Below are 15912 nucleotides of genomic sequence, written 5' to 3'. Positions count from 1 at the left end.
TGATTTGTAAAAATATAATTTATTTATTGTGCGCTATTTTAAGCAATAAGGAAATAAAATTCCCTATTCTGAGTATTATGCTTCAACCTCTTCGCTACCTGCGAATTGATTTTGTAAAGCAGAAATAACTCTTTGAGCTGGTGATTGCAATAATCCAATGATTTCGCCGATAAGCTCTTCTTTAGATTTAATAGTAGCTAATGCTTCTAATTGGTTATCACCAATGTAAATTTCAGAATTGATATAAGCTCCTTTTAATACAGGCTTATCCGATTTTTTTCTAAAATCTTTAATGATTTTTCCAGGTGCATTTGCAACATCCGCAATAAAGATTGCAGAATTTCCAGCCAATACAGTTGGCAATTCACCAAAATCTTTATCAGAAGCTTCCATTGCTTTTGCAAGCAAAGTATTTTTAACTACTTCTAATTTTATACCTGCTTTAAAGCAAGCTCTTCTCAAGTTTGAAGTAGTTTCTGCGTTCAGTCCAGAAATATCAGATACATAAACAATATTTGTACCAGCTAACTGCGCAGTTAAATCTTTAATCGCGATTGATTTTTCTTCTCTAGTCATACTAAAAATTATTAACTACCAATTATACTGCTTTAGGGTCCAATGCAATTGCAGGACTCATAGTGCTTGTAAGGTGAATACCTTTAATATAGGTACCTTTAGCAGCAGTTGGTTTAAGTTTGATTAATGTTTGAATAATTTCGTGTGCATTGTCATAAATTTGCTCAGCTCCAAAAGAAACTTTACCAATTCCTGCATGAACGATACCAGTTTTATCAACTTTAAAGTCAATTTTACCAGCTTTCACTTCTTGAACAGCTTTTGCAACATCCATAGTTACAGTACCTGTTTTAGGGTTTGGCATTAAACCTCTAGGTCCTAAAATACGACCTAATGGACCTAATTTACCCATTACAGCAGGCATAGTGATGATCACATCAACATCTGTCCAACCGTCTTTTATTTTTTGTAAATAGTCATCAAGACCTACATAGTCTGCACCAGCTGCTAAAGCTTCCGCTTCTTTGTCTGGAGTAACCAATGCCAATACTTTAACGTCTTTACCAGTACCATGAGGTAATGTTACAACACCTCTTACCATTTGATTCGCTTTTCTTGGATCTACACCCAATCTAACTGCGATATCAACAGACTCATCAAATTTTGCAGAAGCTATAACTTTAATTAATGCAGCTGCATCTTTCAAAGAGTATAGTTTATTCTTTTCAATTTTTGAAGCAGCCTCTTTTTGCTTTTTTGTCAATTTTGCCATGTCTTTCTCTTAATTAAAAAGGAGAATCTCCTGATACAGTTATACCCATAGATCTAGCTGTTCCAGCAATCATGCTCATAGCAGATTCGATTGTGAATGCATTTAAATCTACCATTTTATCTTCAGCAATTGCTTTGATAACATCCCAAGTAACGCTTGCTACTTTTTTACGATTTGGTTCACCAGATCCTGACTTTAGCTTTGCAGCTTCCAATAACTGGACAGCCGCTGGAGGAGTTTTTACAACAAAATCAAATGATTTGTCTTTATACACAGTAATTTGTACTGGGCATATTTTGCCGGGTTTATCTTGTGTTCTAGCATTAAATTGCTTACAGAACTCCATGATGTTTACCCCAGCAGCTCCTAAAGCAGGTCCAACCGGTGGCGACGGGTTCGCAGCACCTCCCTTAACTTGTAGTTTAACTACCTTACTAATTTCTTTAGCCATTTTTTAAAAAATTTAACACGACAATCATTGGAAGCGATTGAAGTGGATATTATAGATGTAACAAAAATTATACTTTTTCAACTTGCATAAAGCTTAATTCTAAAGGTGTTTTTCTTCCGAAAATTTTCACCATTACTTCAAGTTTACGCTTTTCTTCATTAATTTTCTCAACCGTACCGTTAAATCCATTAAAAGGACCATCGATCACTTTAATAGTTTCTCCTAAATTGAAAGGAATAGAACGAGTATCTGTATTTACAGCCAACTCATCCACTTTACCTAGCATTCTATTAACCTCAGAAATCCTCAAAGGAACAGGCTCTCCACCTTTAGTCTCCCCTAAGAATCCAATAACACTTGTAATAGACTTAATAATATGAGGAATCTCACCAACTAGATTGGCTTCCAACATAACATATCCCGGAAAGTAAACTTTATCCTTAGATAATTTTTTACCTTCTTTTACAGTAACTACCTTTTCAGTAGGCACAAGAACTTGCGAAACATAATCACTCATTCCTAAACGAGCTATTTCTGTTTCGATATAAGCTTTCACTTTATTCTCTTGTCCGCTTACTGCACGAACGACATACCACTTTTTTATATTATTATCTGCCATTACAAAAAATTATGCTTTTATCCAGTTAAAAAACACAGCTAATGTTTTTGCAAATACCTCATCTACTCCCCATGTTGCTAAAGCGAATACCACTGAAAAAACAGCAACAACGATCGTAAGGCGCTGAACTTCAGCCCAATCAGGCCAAGTTACATTTGATTTTAATTCTTCAAATGATTCTGATATGTAATTAACAACTTTTGTCATAGTGATTAGTTTATTTTGCACGGGCGGAGGGATTCGAACCCCCATCAACGGTTTTGGAGACCGCTATTCTACCCTTGAACTACGCCCGTAGTTAATAAAAACCAGTGTCGACTAAACGACACTGGTTTAGCATTCTTATTTTAGAATTAAGCTACAATTTCAGTTACCTGACCTGCACCTACAGTTCTACCACCTTCACGGATAGCAAAACGTAAACCTACGCTCATTGCGATTGGGCTTAACAAAGTAACATTGATAGTTAAGTTGTCACCTGGCATTACCATCTCTACTCCTTCTGGTAAAGTAATAACTCCTGTTACGTCAGTTGTACGTACGTAGAACTGTGGACGGTAGTTATTATGGAATGGAGTATGACGTCCACCTTCTTCTTTTTTCAAGATATACACCTCAGCTTTGAAAGTAGCGTGTGGTTTAACAGATCCTGGCTTAATGATAACCATTCCTCTTTTGATAGATTCTTTATCAATACCTCTTAATAATAAACCTACGTTATCTCCTGCTTCACCTCTATCAAGGATTTTACGGAACATTTCAACTCCAGTAATAGTAGAAGTTAATTTTTCAGCTCCCATACCGATGATTTCAACTGGATCTCCAGTATTAGCAATACCAGTTTCGATACGACCTGTAGCAACAGTTCCACGACCTGTAATTGTAAATACGTCTTCAACTGGCATCAAGAAAGGTTTCTCAGTATCACGTACTGGCTCCTCGATCCAAGCATCAACAGCTTCCATCAATTCAATAATTTTAGGAACCCAAACAGGATCATTATTCAATCCTCCAAGAGCAGACCCTTGAACAACTGGACAATTATCTCCATCATATTCATAGAAAGACAATAAGTCTCTAATTTCCATTTCAACAAGTTCTAACAACTCAGCATCATCAACCATATCCACTTTGTTCATGAAAACTACCATTCTAGGAATACCTACTTGGCGACCTAAAAGGATGTGCTCACGTGTTTGTGGCATTGGTCCATCAGTTGCAGCTACAACAAGGATAGCACCGTCCATTTGAGCAGCACCAGTAACCATGTTTTTTACGTAATCCGCGTGACCTGGACAGTCAACGTGTGCGTAGTGACGGTTAGCAGTTTCATACTCAACGTGTGATGTATTAATTGTAATACCTCTTTCTTTTTCTTCAGGAGCATTATCAATTTGATCAAATGATTTTGCTTGACAGTAACCAGCATCAGATAACACTTTTGTGATTGCTGCTGTTAAAGTAGTTTTACCGTGATCTACGTGTCCGATCGTACCAATATTTAAGTGTGGTTTCGAACGGTTAAAGGTTTCTTTTGCCATTTTACTTAATTTTAATCTAGTTTATATATTTATTTCAATTTCCTACTTACTTGAGCCAACTACGGGAATTGAACCCGTGACCTCTTCCTTACCAAGGAAGCACTCTACCTCTGAGCTAAGTCGGCAGAGAGTTCTGATTTTAGATTTGCGATAATAGATTTTAGATTTAAAACCCGAAATCTACATTCTGAAATCTCAACTTCTTTCTTGTGGGGAGAGCAGGATTCGAACCTGCGAAGTTCACACAGCAGATTTACAGTCTGCCCTCGTTGGCCGCTTGAGTATCTCCCCATTATTCCAATATTACAAAAGAACTAATTCCAAACGCTTTGGAAGTCATAATTTAGAGCCGGCGGAGGGACTCGAACCCACGACCTGCTGATTACAAATCAGCTGCTCTAGCCAACTGAGCTACGCTGGCAATATCAAAAAAAAGTCCGCTATTTCTAACGGACTGCAAATGTATAGATTTTATCTTTTAATCAAAACATTTTTTCGAAAAAATTTTAATTAAATATGCGTTCTTAACTTTTCTTTACGTTTTACTAGCAATCGTTCTAATGATTCTGCAGATTGCTCAACAGCTTCTTCAAAGGTTTTGCATTGTTTTTTTACTAAAAAATCATCTCCAGGAACATTAATCTTTATTTCGACAATCTTATTTTCCTTTTCACTTGTCTTTTCCACCTTCATAAAAACATCCGAAGAGACCACTTTGTCATAATACTTTTCTAATTTGTCCATTCTCTCTTGAACGAAATCCACCAGCTTTTTGTCAACTGTAAAGTTAACCGCATGAACATTTACCTTCATAATCAATCTTTTTAATGGTTAAACATTTCAGAATCATTTTTCACCCCTAGGATGCGCATCTTTATATACCTTTTTGAGCTCTGCTAAACTACTATGCGTATATATTTGAGTAGATGCCAAACTGGAATGTCCTAACAACTCCTTAACTGAATTTAAATCAGCCCCGTTATTTAATAAGTGAGTCGCAAACGTATGTCGTAATATATGAGGACTTTTTTTTACTTTCTCGGAGACAGTACTAAAGTATGAATTTATTAATCGATACACAAAAGAATCATTTAATTTTAACCCTTTTTTTGTGAGAAACAAATAATCTCCATCAACCATTTCTTCTAACATTGAGCGCTCCTTTATATACAACAACAACTGCTCTAGCACTATAGGTAAAATGGGCAAAATCCGTTCCTTATTCCTTTTTCCTAAAACTTTTAATGTATTAGTAGCCAAATTTACATTAGAAAGCTTCAATTGGATCAGCTCTGCTCTTCGCATCCCTGAAGAATAAAACAGTTCTACTATGAGTTTATCCCTTATTTGTTTAAAACCTTCGGAGTTTGAATTTTGAGACAACGCCTCTACGAGTTCTTTTTCAGAAAAAGGAATCTGAAGTTTCTTTTCTACTTTTAAAGCCCGGTGTTTCAATAACGGGTTACCATTGATTTGTTTTGTTTTTAAAAGGAATTTATTAAAAGCTCTTAAAGAAGCTATCTTTCTATTTACGGTACTATTTGAAACACCATCTTCTACAAGCGAAACAATCCAACTTCTGATTTGACTGTAATTGACATTTTCAATAGAATCTTGTTCAAAATATTGCTTATTAAATGACTCGAAGTATGTTATATCATTTAAATATGCCTTGATGGTATGTGGAGAGTATTTTTTTTCGAATTGCAGATAATCACTAAATGCATCTTTATTATTTGTAGCCATAAAAAAACCGTTAGCATCAAAGTTAAGAAACTTTAATTACTAACGGTACATTTATTTTAATAGAATTCGACTAGATATTTTCTAAACCATCTTTCATGTTTTGAATATAAGCAGCTTTTTGAAATTTCATTCTATTGATAACTGATGGTTTTATAAAAGCAGTACGTGCTCTTAGTTGTCTTACAGTTCCAGTTTTATCGAATTTTCTTTTGTAGCGCTTAAGTGCTCTATCGATATTTTCTCCGTCTTTAATTGGTATAATTAACATAATTTTATCACCCCCTTTCGTTAAGTGCGCAAAAGTAAACATTATTTTGAATCTAGAATGCTTTTTTTAAAAATATTTTCTGAATTTATTTTCTACTAGCAAACCAGACTGTATATGATTTCCAAATGGTCTTGGTCTCGCGTGAAGGATGGACGCTAGCTACCGAAGTAGCGCAAACAGCCTGACAGCAGATTAAGTAAGGGGCGAATGAGCACAAACTACATCAGCCCCTTACTTACTATGGTGACACGCCCAAAATGTTTATTTCAATAAATTTCTGGATATTACTACTTTTTGAATTTCGGTGGTTCCTTCGCCTATAGTACATAATTTTGAATCTCTATAGAATTTTTCAACAGGATAATCTTTGGTATATCCATAACCACCATGAATTTGAACGGCATCGTTTGCCACTTTTACGCAAACTTCAGAGGAATACATTTTGGCCATTGCTCCTAATTGAGTTACAGGCCTGTGTTGCTCTTTAAGAAAAGCGGCTTTGTGCAGCAATAACTCTGATGCTTCAATTTCTGTAGCCATATCGGCCAATTTAAAAGAGATTCCTTGAAATTCGGAAATTGGCTGTCCAAACTGATGTCTTTCTTTTGAATATTTCAAAGCTGCTTCGTAAGCTCCTTTTGCAATTCCCAAAGACAATGCTCCGATAGAGATTCTTCCTCCATCTAGAATTTTCATGGCTTGAATAAATCCCTGCCCCACTTCTCCAAGCCTATTTGCATCTGGAATTCGGCAGTTATCAAAAATTAATTCTGCTGTTTCGCTAGCACGCATTCCTAATTTATTTTCTTTTTTACCGGAAGTAAATCCTGGCATACCTTTTTCAAAAACAAATGCTGTCATTCCTTTTGAATCTCCTTTTTCACCGGTACGTACAATCACTACGGCAATATCGCCAGAAATAGCATGAGTGATAAAGTTTTTAGCTCCATTGACCACCCAAAAATCACCATCACGAACAGCAGTTGTGTTCATTCCGCCGGCATCCGATCCCGTATTGTGCTCGGTTAATCCCCACGCACCTATATGCTCGCCAGTTGCCAATTTGGGAATCCATTTTTTCTTTTGCTCTTCATTTCCAAAGGTAAGAATATGGTTGGTACATAAAGAATTATGAGCTGCAACCGATAATCCAATAGACGGATCGACTTTGGAGATTTCTTCTACAATTGTAATGTATTCATGGTAACCCAATCCAGATCCTCCCAATTCGGTTGGAACGAGAATCCCCATAAATCCCATTTCACCAAGTTTTTTGAAAAGTGGAATTGGAAAAATTTGAGCTTCATCCCATTCCATTATAAAAGGTCTTATATTTTTTTCGGCAAAATCTTTTATAGATTGCGCTATTAAAGATTGTGTTTCGTTGTAATCAAAATTCATCATAAATATCTTTCATGTTAAAAGTCCAAATATAAGGCAATATAATTTGCTTTTTCAACAGGAAAGCCGTTAATTTTTATCAAATCCTCAATATTTTTAAAATCACCATACATACTTCTATATTTTACAATTTGTTTTGCTAAATCATATTTGAAATAAAAAAACTGAGAAAGTTCCTTTAATGATGCATTATTAATATTTATTTTATGCAAAGTTGTGGGTTTTGAGATGACAAAGTGAGTATTTAAATTCAGAATTACTTCTGGAGGCAATCCCCAAACCTCTTTGAGCTGTTCCATCGACACAAAACCACCTAATTTTTCTTTTTGTGTTAAAATTCGAATAGAGATTGCCTCGCCTATCCCATTAATTTTGATTAAATCTTCTTTAGAAGCTTGATTGATATCTATTAGAACTATTTTTTCTTTTTTGGAAAAAGTATAATTAGAAGCATATTTAACACCTTTAGCCTGTTTATTACGATTCACCCAATCTGGAAATTTGAAATAGGGAGCAATGGCATTCAATAGTGAATCTGAAACTTTTGTCACGTTTTGAAACTCGTTGGCAGAATTTACAAACTTATTTTCTTTCCTAAAGGCAAGAAGTCTATCGATTTCCAGAACAGACATTCCTAATTTATACCCTTTATAATCGGTTATAAAATTAGGATTAAAAGGAAAAATTCGGGGAGAACTGTTTTGATTCTGCCATTTACCTGCATCTATTTCAGATTGAAGCGAAAGCCATTTATGTTCGTCTGGATTAATTTTTTTGATTGTATTAAAATCCACAAAAAAATAAATCAATTGCAAAATAATGATGATTCCGAACAAAAAGAGGACGCCAGACCGTTGATGTCTTGAAATTTTTAAATATTGTTTAAAAAAATTGATATTCATAATCCTAAATTAACTTTTAGAACAAACTGTTTGAAATTTAAAAATATAAAAAAATACGCAAATAAATCAATTTGTAAGAAAATAGTTTTTTAAAGAGAAGACTAAAATAGTATAACGAATATGATTACCGTTTTATTGAAATAAAAATTGCAACAATTTTGTTAGTTAAATGAAATTATAATTTTTATTTTTTATAAAAAACAATACATTTGACACTTAATAACTTTTAAACCATAAAACCATGTCTATTTGGAAAAGAAAACCATTAGCTCAACTACTAGCAGAAGCTGCTGATTCTGAAAAAGGATTAAAGAAAACCTTAACAGCCCCAGGTTTGGTTGCATTAGGGATTGGTGCCATTATTGGAGCAGGATTATTTTCAATTACTGGACTAGCTGCATCAATGAATGCTGGGCCAGCTATAACAATATCTTTTCTTGTAGCTGCATTTGGTTGTATTTTCGCTGGTTTATGCTATGCTGAATTTTCTTCAATGATACCAGTTGCGGGTAGTGCTTATACCTACTCCTTTGCCACAATGGGAGAATTTGTAGCATGGATAATTGGCTGGGATTTAGTATTAGAATATGCAGTAGGAGCCGCAACAGTTTCTATTAGTTGGTCGCGGTATTTTGGCAAATTCTTAGGCGGTTATGGCATACATCTTAATGAAGCTTATATGTTATCCCCATTTGAAGGAGGAATCATTAATATCCCAGCAGTTGCAATCGTCATGATAATGTCTTTAATATTAATTAGAGGCACCAAAGAATCTGCATTTGTAAATGGAATTATTGTATTATTAAAAGTTACTGTAGTTTTAGTTTTTATTGCTGTAGGATGGCAATATATTAGACCTGAAAACTATACACCATACATCCCTGAAAACACAGGAAAGTTTGGAGAATTTGGTTTTTCAGGTATTATTAGAGCAGCTGCGATCGTGTTTTTTGCTTATATTGGTTTTGACGCTGTATCTACAGCTGCACAAGAAGCAAAAAACCCAAAAAGAGATATGCCAATTGGAATTCTTTTATCGTTAGCAATATGTACAATACTTTATATCCTTTTTGCTCACGTAATGACAGGAGTTGTAAACTATCAAGCCTTTGCTGGTAAAGATGGTATCGCACCTGTAGCAATAGCAGTTGATGCAATGGGACCAATGGGAGCCAATGGATTAATAACTCCTGCCTATCCATGGTTAAACAACGCAATAATATTAGCAATTTTAGGAGGATATTCTTCTGTAATCTTAGTGATGTTAATGGGACAAAGTAGAGTGTTTTTCTCTATGAGTAAAGATGGTTTAATGCCAAAAGTTTTCTCCGAAGTTCATTCAAAATTCAGAACTCCAGCCAAAAACAATTTGCTTTTTATGGTAATTGTCAGTCTTTTTGCTGCATTCGTTCCAGCGAGAGTTGTTGGTGAAATGACAAGTATAGGTACTTTATTCGCTTTTATATTAGTATGTATTGGAGTATTAATTATGCGTAAAAAAATGCCTGAAGCTCCAAGAGCCTTTAGAACACCATTTGTACCATACGTTCCTATAGCTGGTGTTTTAGTATGTTTGTTTATGATGGTATTTTTACCATTAGACACTTGGATTCGATTAATAGCATGGATGATGGTTGGATTTGATTTATATTTGTTTTACGGAATGAAAAATAGTGTTTTAAACAAAGGTAATTTTAGTTTAAAAAGCTACAAAACAGTTGCTGGCTCAGGATTAGGAATGGTACTTGCCTTAGTTATTGTTGCATTCATAAATCACTTAGATCCTAATATACACGAAGATTTCTTATTTTACTTCTCATTAGTATTTGCAGCAATACATGTATTTATATACTCGTACAGCTTCAAAAAATCTAAAGACTCATAAATAATTTAAATAAAAAAAAGGGATTTTAAAGCTTAACCACTTTAAAATCCCTTTTTTTATGCTTTCTCATTTCTATAAATCAAAAACAGAAGTACGTTTTGCTCTAACTAAATCTTTAAGCCGAATCCAGAAAGCCAATGTAAGATAAACTCCAAAACCCAATCCTGCCGTGACAAAAGAAATATAGATAAAAAACAAACGCACACTTGTCACCCTCATTCCTAATTTATCAGCCAAACGAGAAGAGACATGAAAACCATATTTTTCAAGAAAAAACTTTAATCGTATTACTGCACGCATTTTTTTTAGTTATGAGTTATGAGTTATTAGCTCTGAGCAAAATTAAAGAATCTTTCAATACCAACAATCAATATCCAAAAAAGTTCATAAAACTGATTTAAAAAACTTCAAAAGTCACTGACTAATTATTTTTCAGCAGTTCCATTCCGATAGCACAATCCAGACATTTATTTTTATTGCAATATTCATTTTTGAGCTGCAATAATGATTGTGTTTCAAATGCATTTTTAGCTTTTATCCCAAAGGAACCAAATTTATCTATTATTGAATTTTTCTCAGGATCAATTTCATTTAAAATAGTAATTAAATCCTCCGAAGCCTCCTTTCCTTGACTTTTGGCATAAGCAAATTGAAGCGGAATAATCGTATTCAAAACAATTAAATCCAGAAAAGATTTGGACAAGATTTTCTTTTTCTTGGGACTTTCTTTATCGAATTGATAATGAGTTTGCCAATAAGGAGAGACCGAAATGCAAAAAAAATCATAAATTGCATTGATAGCATTCAAGCTACTTATTTTTGAAAATAAATTTTGATGTTTGTGGTACAAATTAGCCAACTGAGACAACCGAATTGTTGGAAAATTATCAGGGCGATGTTTAAAAAACTGTACAGGTTCGATACAACATTTGTCTAATTGGTATTTATGGAGCAAATAAAAATACCTGAATTTCAAATCTTTGAAATAGTTATCTTCTTTTTCAGCATCCAATAATCCTGCAGAACCGAAAAGTAAAGCTTCGAGATTCTCTACTTCAAAACATTCCTTTCGAATGACTGAAAATGGAATAGATTGAGCAATTTTTAGAAAAATATCGCCATTGGTATTTAAACCAAAGCTTTTAGCCAAAAGACAAAACAAAACAGCTTCCCAATCGTTATTGGTTGATACTAACAATTCAAAAATAGGTATTGATTTCCTTTCCAATCGCTCAAAAAACAATCGTTCTTGCCAATTTAGGAATGTAAATTGAGGAATTTCTTTCAATTGCTTTTCACAAAAAATCCACGATTTTGGTTGCAACAATTTTTTATAATTGTTTAAAATATCTGCGCTTACATACTTTTTTAACTCGAGAACAGGAATTTCGGTATTATTACTTCTGTAAATTTCAGAATCATGTTCCCAAACCACATGCAAAATTATATTTTCATAACCAGCATCTTTCTCGTGATGATGCAAATACCAATCGGAAGATTTTATATGAATTTCTACATTTCCAGCCCATTTTTGATTACCAATAATAATTTGAGCATTGAAAAAATCAGGACCAGCCAATTGCAAAAATTGTCCAACATTACAAATCGTGATATCTTCTTGATTGTGTGTTTTAAGATGTAGCGTATCAAATTTTTTATACTTCCAAAGGTAATGTAGAAAATCTTCTTTCATAATTCAGATTTGTTTGACTTTTAAACTAAAGTAGTGAAAAAATAAAACAACTTAACTTACAAATAAAAAAAAGAAAGATATTTCGTTGAAAATAAAAATACTTATCTCAGTAAATACAATTTAGCACAAGCTCTCGCATCAGACAGTGCTTCGTGATGATTTAATTTAATGTTCATTTCACGGCAACAATCACTTAGTTTTGTAGGTTTTAAACCTTTGGCTTTGTATATTTTTACGGTGCATTCCCAACGGGATCGAATATTTAAATCTTCGTAATTCAAACCATAAAGCGCCATAGATTTAGATAAAACATTACGATCAAAACTTTCATTATGCGCCACAACGATTCTGTTTTGAAGTCTTTTTTGAATTTCTGGAAAAACTTCTACAAACGATTTAGCATTCACCGTATCTCTCGGATAAATTCCATGCACCTTTATTGTAAAAGGATTGTATTCGTTGTTGGGTGGCTTGATTAAAGTTACAAACTCATCTACAATAACCCCATTTTCGACAGTAACAATACCAACCGAACAAGGATGATAAGCGGTGGCCGTTTCAAAATCTATAGCAGTAAAGGTCATAGGGATTTTAGATTTTAGATTGCAAAATTTAGATTGCAGATTTTGAAGTAGTCCTTAAAATCTGCAATCCAAATAAAATTATTTCATCGACCGAATAATATCCGATTTAGTAATAATTTGATGATTCCCATTTTCAAGTTCAACCAAAACGGCATCATTTTCTTTAGTAAATAACTTAGATACATCTTCGATTGAAGTTCCTAATTTTACAACAGGAAACGGTTTACCCATAACTTCTTTGATAGGTTTATCAGCTACATTTTTATCAGCTACATAACTTCTAAACAAATCTGTTTCGTCAACAGAACCAACAAAACCAGTAATATCAACCACAGGGATTTGCGAAATATTATACTTACGCATGCGATCAATAGCGTGCGAAACTAATTCTTCAGTTCGAACAATAACTAATGGTTGATTAATATGATCTTTGATAACGTCTTCCGCTTTGGTTACATCATCTTCCAAGAATCCTCTTTCTCTCATCCAGTCATCATTAAACATTTTGCCCACATAACGGCTTCCTGAATCATGAAACAATACCACAACCACATCTTCTGGTTTGAAATGCTCTTTGAGCTGCAACAATCCTTTTATAGCAGCACCTGCAGAATTCCCAACAAATATTCCTTCTTCAAGAGCAATTTTTCGGGTATAAACTGCTGCGTCTTTATCGGTTACTTTAGTAAATCCATCAATAAGAGAGAAGTCCACATTCTTTGGTAAAATATCTTCACCTATTCCTTCTGTGATGTACGAATAAATTTCATTTTCATCAAATATCCCAGTTTCGTGGTATTTTTTAAAAACAGAACCGTACGTATCAATTCCCCAAATTTTGATGTTTGGATTTTTCTCTTTCAAAAATTTCCCAACGCCCGAAATTGTTCCACCAGTTCCAACTCCAACCACAAAATGGGTGATTTTCCCTTCGGTTTGTTTCCAAATCTCGGGTCCTGTTTGCTCGTAATGCGCTAAGGAATTGGACATATTATCGTATTGATTTACATACCAAGAGTTTGGTGTCTCTGTTGCCAATCTTTTGGAAACCGAGTAATACGAACGTGGATCTGTTGGCTCTACATCGGTTGGGCATACCACTACTTTGGCCCCAACTGCACGAAGGATATCCATTTTTTCTTTGGATTGCTTATCGGAGATCACACAAATCAATTTGTATCCTTTGATGATCGCTACCAATGCCAAACCCATTCCAGTATTACCAGAAGTCCCTTCTATTATTGTGCCTCCTGGTTGCAAACGGCCATCTGCCTCAGCATCTTCAATCATTTTTACAGCCATACGGTCTTTTACCGAATTACCAGGATTGAATGTTTCTACTTTAGCCAAAACTAAAGCATCTACTTCTGACGTTATTTTATTGAGTTTTACTAATGGAGTATTCCCAATGGTGCCTAATATATTTTCTGAGTATTCCATTTATAATTTTAGAATTTAGATTTAAAAGTGTAAAATTAAAAACAATTTTCTTCGAGTTTTTGAATTTCGAAATAGAATTTCAATTTTTAATATTATACAAAATAAAGAAGTTAATTAAAGAAGTTCCATACCAATCCGAAACGAATTAAGAAATCACGATACGGATAATCGGGTGCCGAAAAATAATTATTTTCTGAAAACATCGAATTAAAATGTTCTGCCTTTAAATAAATTCGGGTTCGTTGAATTTTTGCATTTATAAAAAAGTCCAAATTAGGATAATTACCAATCTTTACTTTATTTTGAGTAAAAAATTCGCCAATCAAAGGATTATAACCATTACTGTAATAACTGGTAAAATAATTTAACTCCAACCCTATTTGTAAAAATAATTTTTTATCAATTATATAATCCGAAAAGTAAAAAGTGTTTCTGGTTACAAATTCCGGAACATTCAAAATTGGATCCGATTGATCAACTTTTTGAAACAACAAAGTATTATCTAATGCCCATTTACCAAAAACAAACTCCTTAGACGCCTTCAACGAAACATAACGAATGACCTTTCCATATTGTGAAGGCGATATAAATTGTTGCAAACTATCATTTCGTTGAATATCTGTTGTTACATCGGCAAAATACAAATGATCTTTAATAGAATTCAATTGCAAAGACAATTTACCCCATTGCGTGTCAGCGTTTACACTGATAGCATTTATTTTTTCATTCACAAAATCATTCGACCAATTATACGATTTATAACTACTCTGAAGTAAGTTGAAATTGTTATTAGGCAACTTATTCATGTTTTGGTAACGAAATGACACTTGATTGTCCTCGTTAAAATCATATACTGCCGAGGCGTCTAAATTGGATAAATTTTGATCTGTAATCGATTTAGAATATGAAAATTTCCCATTCCATTTGTCTTTGCGATAATTGTATTGTCCCCCAATACTATTAATAGTTTGACTTAACAAATTTGGAACAGTTTCGGTATCAAAATACAAAATATTGTTGTAAAAATAATTGGATCTAAAATCATCTGCAAAAAAAGTAAAAGCACCCAAAGTGGTATTTTCATAAACCAAACCCACCTTATTATACATTTTGTTATAGGTAGTTTTATCATTTATACCACTTGTAGCAAATGATTTACCAAAACGATTCACCTGTAGCCCTCCTACATAGGACGGAACTGTTTGTTGGGTATAATCAAAGTAAATATCTTCGTAATTAAATTGTTCTGTTACATATAGATTGTTTCCTCCTTTTTTTGGGTTGATCCTAAAGGTTTGATCCACAAAAAAACGTTTCCCTTTCAACAACGACATAGCATCTTCAAAATAAACACCCAATCGGGCTCTATTATCAAAATCAGGATCGCCACTCTCAAAATCACTAGACTTACTAATCCCTCCATTTTCTTCGTTTTGAACCTTTTGTGCTACATAATGCGCATTGGCAACATAACGGCCATCTTTGGTATTATAGCTCGTTGTAAATCTAAAATTCCCTGTTCTAGCTTCATGATTAATATACCTACCCTCAGAACGCAATGCCCTGTAAGCTATAGAAAAATTAAGTCTCGGAGATGTATTTATTGCAAAATAAACATCTGTAGACTGTCCTCTAACAATGGTAGTTTTAAAATAAAGCTCGGTTACAGGAGTGGCAACATTAGCATATCTTATGTCTTCGGCTTTGCTAAAATTAAATTGTTTGGCTGTAAAACCTAACCCAGGATAAGGCGAAAATCCATTCAAACCATATTGAAGTGTATTGTATGTTTGTCCCTCATTACTAAAACTCAAAAGCCCAAAATTATCTTTTCGCAAATAATTAAAAGAATGCTCTTTGCGTATAGATTGGGTGGTATCTATGTAAGTAGTATCCCGATCCAGTGAAATAATCTGATACATATCATAAGTTGCTTCAGGCGCTTTTTTCTTCTTTATCGAGTCCGAAGAATTGTATTTGCTATTATAATCAATTTCTTTAGCACTATTTACTTGAGAAAACAGCAGAAATGGGAAGGCTAAAAAAAATAAAGAAAAGAAAATTCTCATTTGAAAAGGGTATAATTAGGCAATT

The 15912-nt window shown here is 33.8% G+C and carries 17 protein-coding genes and 4 tRNA genes; 1 reads left to right on the top strand and 20 read right to left on the bottom strand.

The genetic code is table 11. The features are described 5' to 3' along the window. Positions 1–75: 75 nt before the first annotated feature. The 15 genes from rplJ to OZP06_RS11485 all read right to left on the bottom strand — a co-directional run bounded on the left by rplJ (position 76) and on the right by OZP06_RS11485 (position 8216). Entirely contained in the window at positions 76–576 is a 501-nt protein-coding gene (gene rplJ / locus OZP06_RS11555; RefSeq protein ID WP_269221972.1) for a 50S ribosomal protein L10, read from the bottom strand. A gap of 22 nt (positions 577–598) precedes the next feature. Continuing rightward, positions 599–1288, bottom strand: a complete 690-nt coding sequence (gene rplA, locus OZP06_RS11550; RefSeq protein WP_039111376.1) for a 50S ribosomal protein L1 — start codon at positions 1286–1288, stop codon at positions 599–601. 13 nt (positions 1289–1301) lie between these two features. Next, positions 1302–1739, bottom strand: a complete 438-nt coding sequence (gene rplK / locus OZP06_RS11545) for a 50S ribosomal protein L11 (protein WP_035639405.1) — start codon at positions 1737–1739, stop codon at positions 1302–1304. A 67-nt stretch (positions 1740–1806) separates the two neighbouring features. Then, complete coding sequence (gene nusG / locus OZP06_RS11540; RefSeq protein WP_269221971.1) at positions 1807–2358, bottom strand: transcription termination/antitermination protein NusG; 552 nt, start codon at positions 2356–2358, stop codon at positions 1807–1809. A gap of 9 nt (positions 2359–2367) precedes the next feature. Further along, positions 2368–2565 (bottom strand): preprotein translocase subunit SecE, encoded by a 198-nt coding sequence (gene secE, locus OZP06_RS11535; RefSeq protein WP_269221970.1) that lies wholly within the window; start codon positions 2563–2565, stop codon positions 2368–2370. Positions 2566–2583: 18 nt separating this feature from the next. Beyond that, positions 2584–2654 (bottom strand) — tRNA-Trp (locus OZP06_RS11530). 57 nt (positions 2655–2711) lie between these two features. Continuing rightward, complete coding sequence (tuf, locus tag OZP06_RS11525) at positions 2712–3899, bottom strand: elongation factor Tu (RefSeq protein ID WP_269221969.1); 1188 nt, start codon at positions 3897–3899, stop codon at positions 2712–2714. 53 nt (positions 3900–3952) lie between these two features. Next, positions 3953–4024 (bottom strand) — tRNA-Thr (locus OZP06_RS11520). Positions 4025–4109: 85 nt separating this feature from the next. After that, positions 4110–4190 (bottom strand) — tRNA-Tyr (locus OZP06_RS11515). A gap of 56 nt (positions 4191–4246) precedes the next feature. After that, positions 4247–4320, bottom strand: a tRNA-Thr gene (locus tag OZP06_RS11510). 89 nt (positions 4321–4409) lie between these two features. Continuing rightward, entirely contained in the window at positions 4410–4712 is a 303-nt protein-coding gene (gene raiA, locus OZP06_RS11505) for a ribosome-associated translation inhibitor RaiA (RefSeq protein WP_269221968.1), read from the bottom strand. Between the two features lie 33 nt (positions 4713–4745). Next, a complete protein-coding gene (locus tag OZP06_RS11500) occupies positions 4746–5645 on the bottom strand; it encodes a tyrosine-type recombinase/integrase (protein WP_281323744.1) in 900 nt (299 codons plus the stop codon). Between the two features lie 70 nt (positions 5646–5715). Then, the gene (rpsU, locus tag OZP06_RS11495) at positions 5716–5913 is read right to left on the bottom strand and encodes a 30S ribosomal protein S21 (RefSeq protein WP_024982054.1); all 198 of its coding nucleotides are present in this window, start codon (positions 5911–5913) and stop codon (positions 5716–5718) included. Between the two features lie 261 nt (positions 5914–6174). Continuing rightward, on the bottom strand, positions 6175–7314 hold the full coding sequence (locus tag OZP06_RS11490; protein WP_281324516.1) for an acyl-CoA dehydrogenase family protein: 1140 nt from the start codon (positions 7312–7314) through the stop codon (positions 6175–6177). A gap of 17 nt (positions 7315–7331) precedes the next feature. Further along, positions 7332–8216 carry a helix-hairpin-helix domain-containing protein gene (locus OZP06_RS11485; protein WP_269221967.1) on the bottom strand — a complete coding sequence of 295 codons (885 nt, stop codon included), beginning with the start codon at positions 8214–8216 and terminating at the stop codon, positions 7332–7334. Between the two features lie 241 nt (positions 8217–8457). Here OZP06_RS11485 and OZP06_RS11480 point away from each other — a divergent pair, with 241 nt between their 5' ends. Next, positions 8458–10101: an amino acid permease gene (locus tag OZP06_RS11480; RefSeq protein ID WP_281237737.1), complete on the top strand. Its 1644-nt coding sequence runs from the start codon at positions 8458–8460 to the stop codon at positions 10099–10101. Between the two features lie 72 nt (positions 10102–10173). On the opposite strand, the gene OZP06_RS11475 is transcribed toward OZP06_RS11480, so the two are convergent. From OZP06_RS11475 to OZP06_RS11455, 5 genes are all read right to left on the bottom strand, one after another. Next, positions 10174–10401: a PspC family transcriptional regulator gene (locus OZP06_RS11475; RefSeq protein ID WP_077370815.1), complete on the bottom strand. Its 228-nt coding sequence runs from the start codon at positions 10399–10401 to the stop codon at positions 10174–10176. A 121-nt stretch (positions 10402–10522) separates the two neighbouring features. Then, positions 10523–11794 carry a DUF2851 family protein gene (locus tag OZP06_RS11470; protein ID WP_269221966.1) on the bottom strand — a complete coding sequence of 424 codons (1272 nt, stop codon included), beginning with the start codon at positions 11792–11794 and terminating at the stop codon, positions 10523–10525. A 101-nt stretch (positions 11795–11895) separates the two neighbouring features. Next, positions 11896–12378, bottom strand: a complete 483-nt coding sequence (locus OZP06_RS11465; protein WP_269221965.1) for a 3'-5' exonuclease — start codon at positions 12376–12378, stop codon at positions 11896–11898. A 78-nt stretch (positions 12379–12456) separates the two neighbouring features. After that, positions 12457–13818 (bottom strand): pyridoxal-phosphate dependent enzyme, encoded by a 1362-nt coding sequence (locus OZP06_RS11460; RefSeq protein ID WP_269221964.1) that lies wholly within the window; start codon positions 13816–13818, stop codon positions 12457–12459. Between the two features lie 110 nt (positions 13819–13928). Next, positions 13929–15887 (bottom strand): putative porin, encoded by a 1959-nt coding sequence (locus OZP06_RS11455; RefSeq protein WP_281323743.1) that lies wholly within the window; start codon positions 15885–15887, stop codon positions 13929–13931. Positions 15888–15912 lie beyond the last annotated feature (25 nt).

The sequence above is a fragment of the Flavobacterium sp. IMCC34518 genome, from assembly GCF_027111095.2.
Taxonomy (GTDB): Bacteria; Bacteroidota; Bacteroidia; order Flavobacteriales; family Flavobacteriaceae; genus Flavobacterium; species Flavobacterium praedii.
This window is presented reverse-complemented; position numbering and strand designations above follow the sequence as displayed.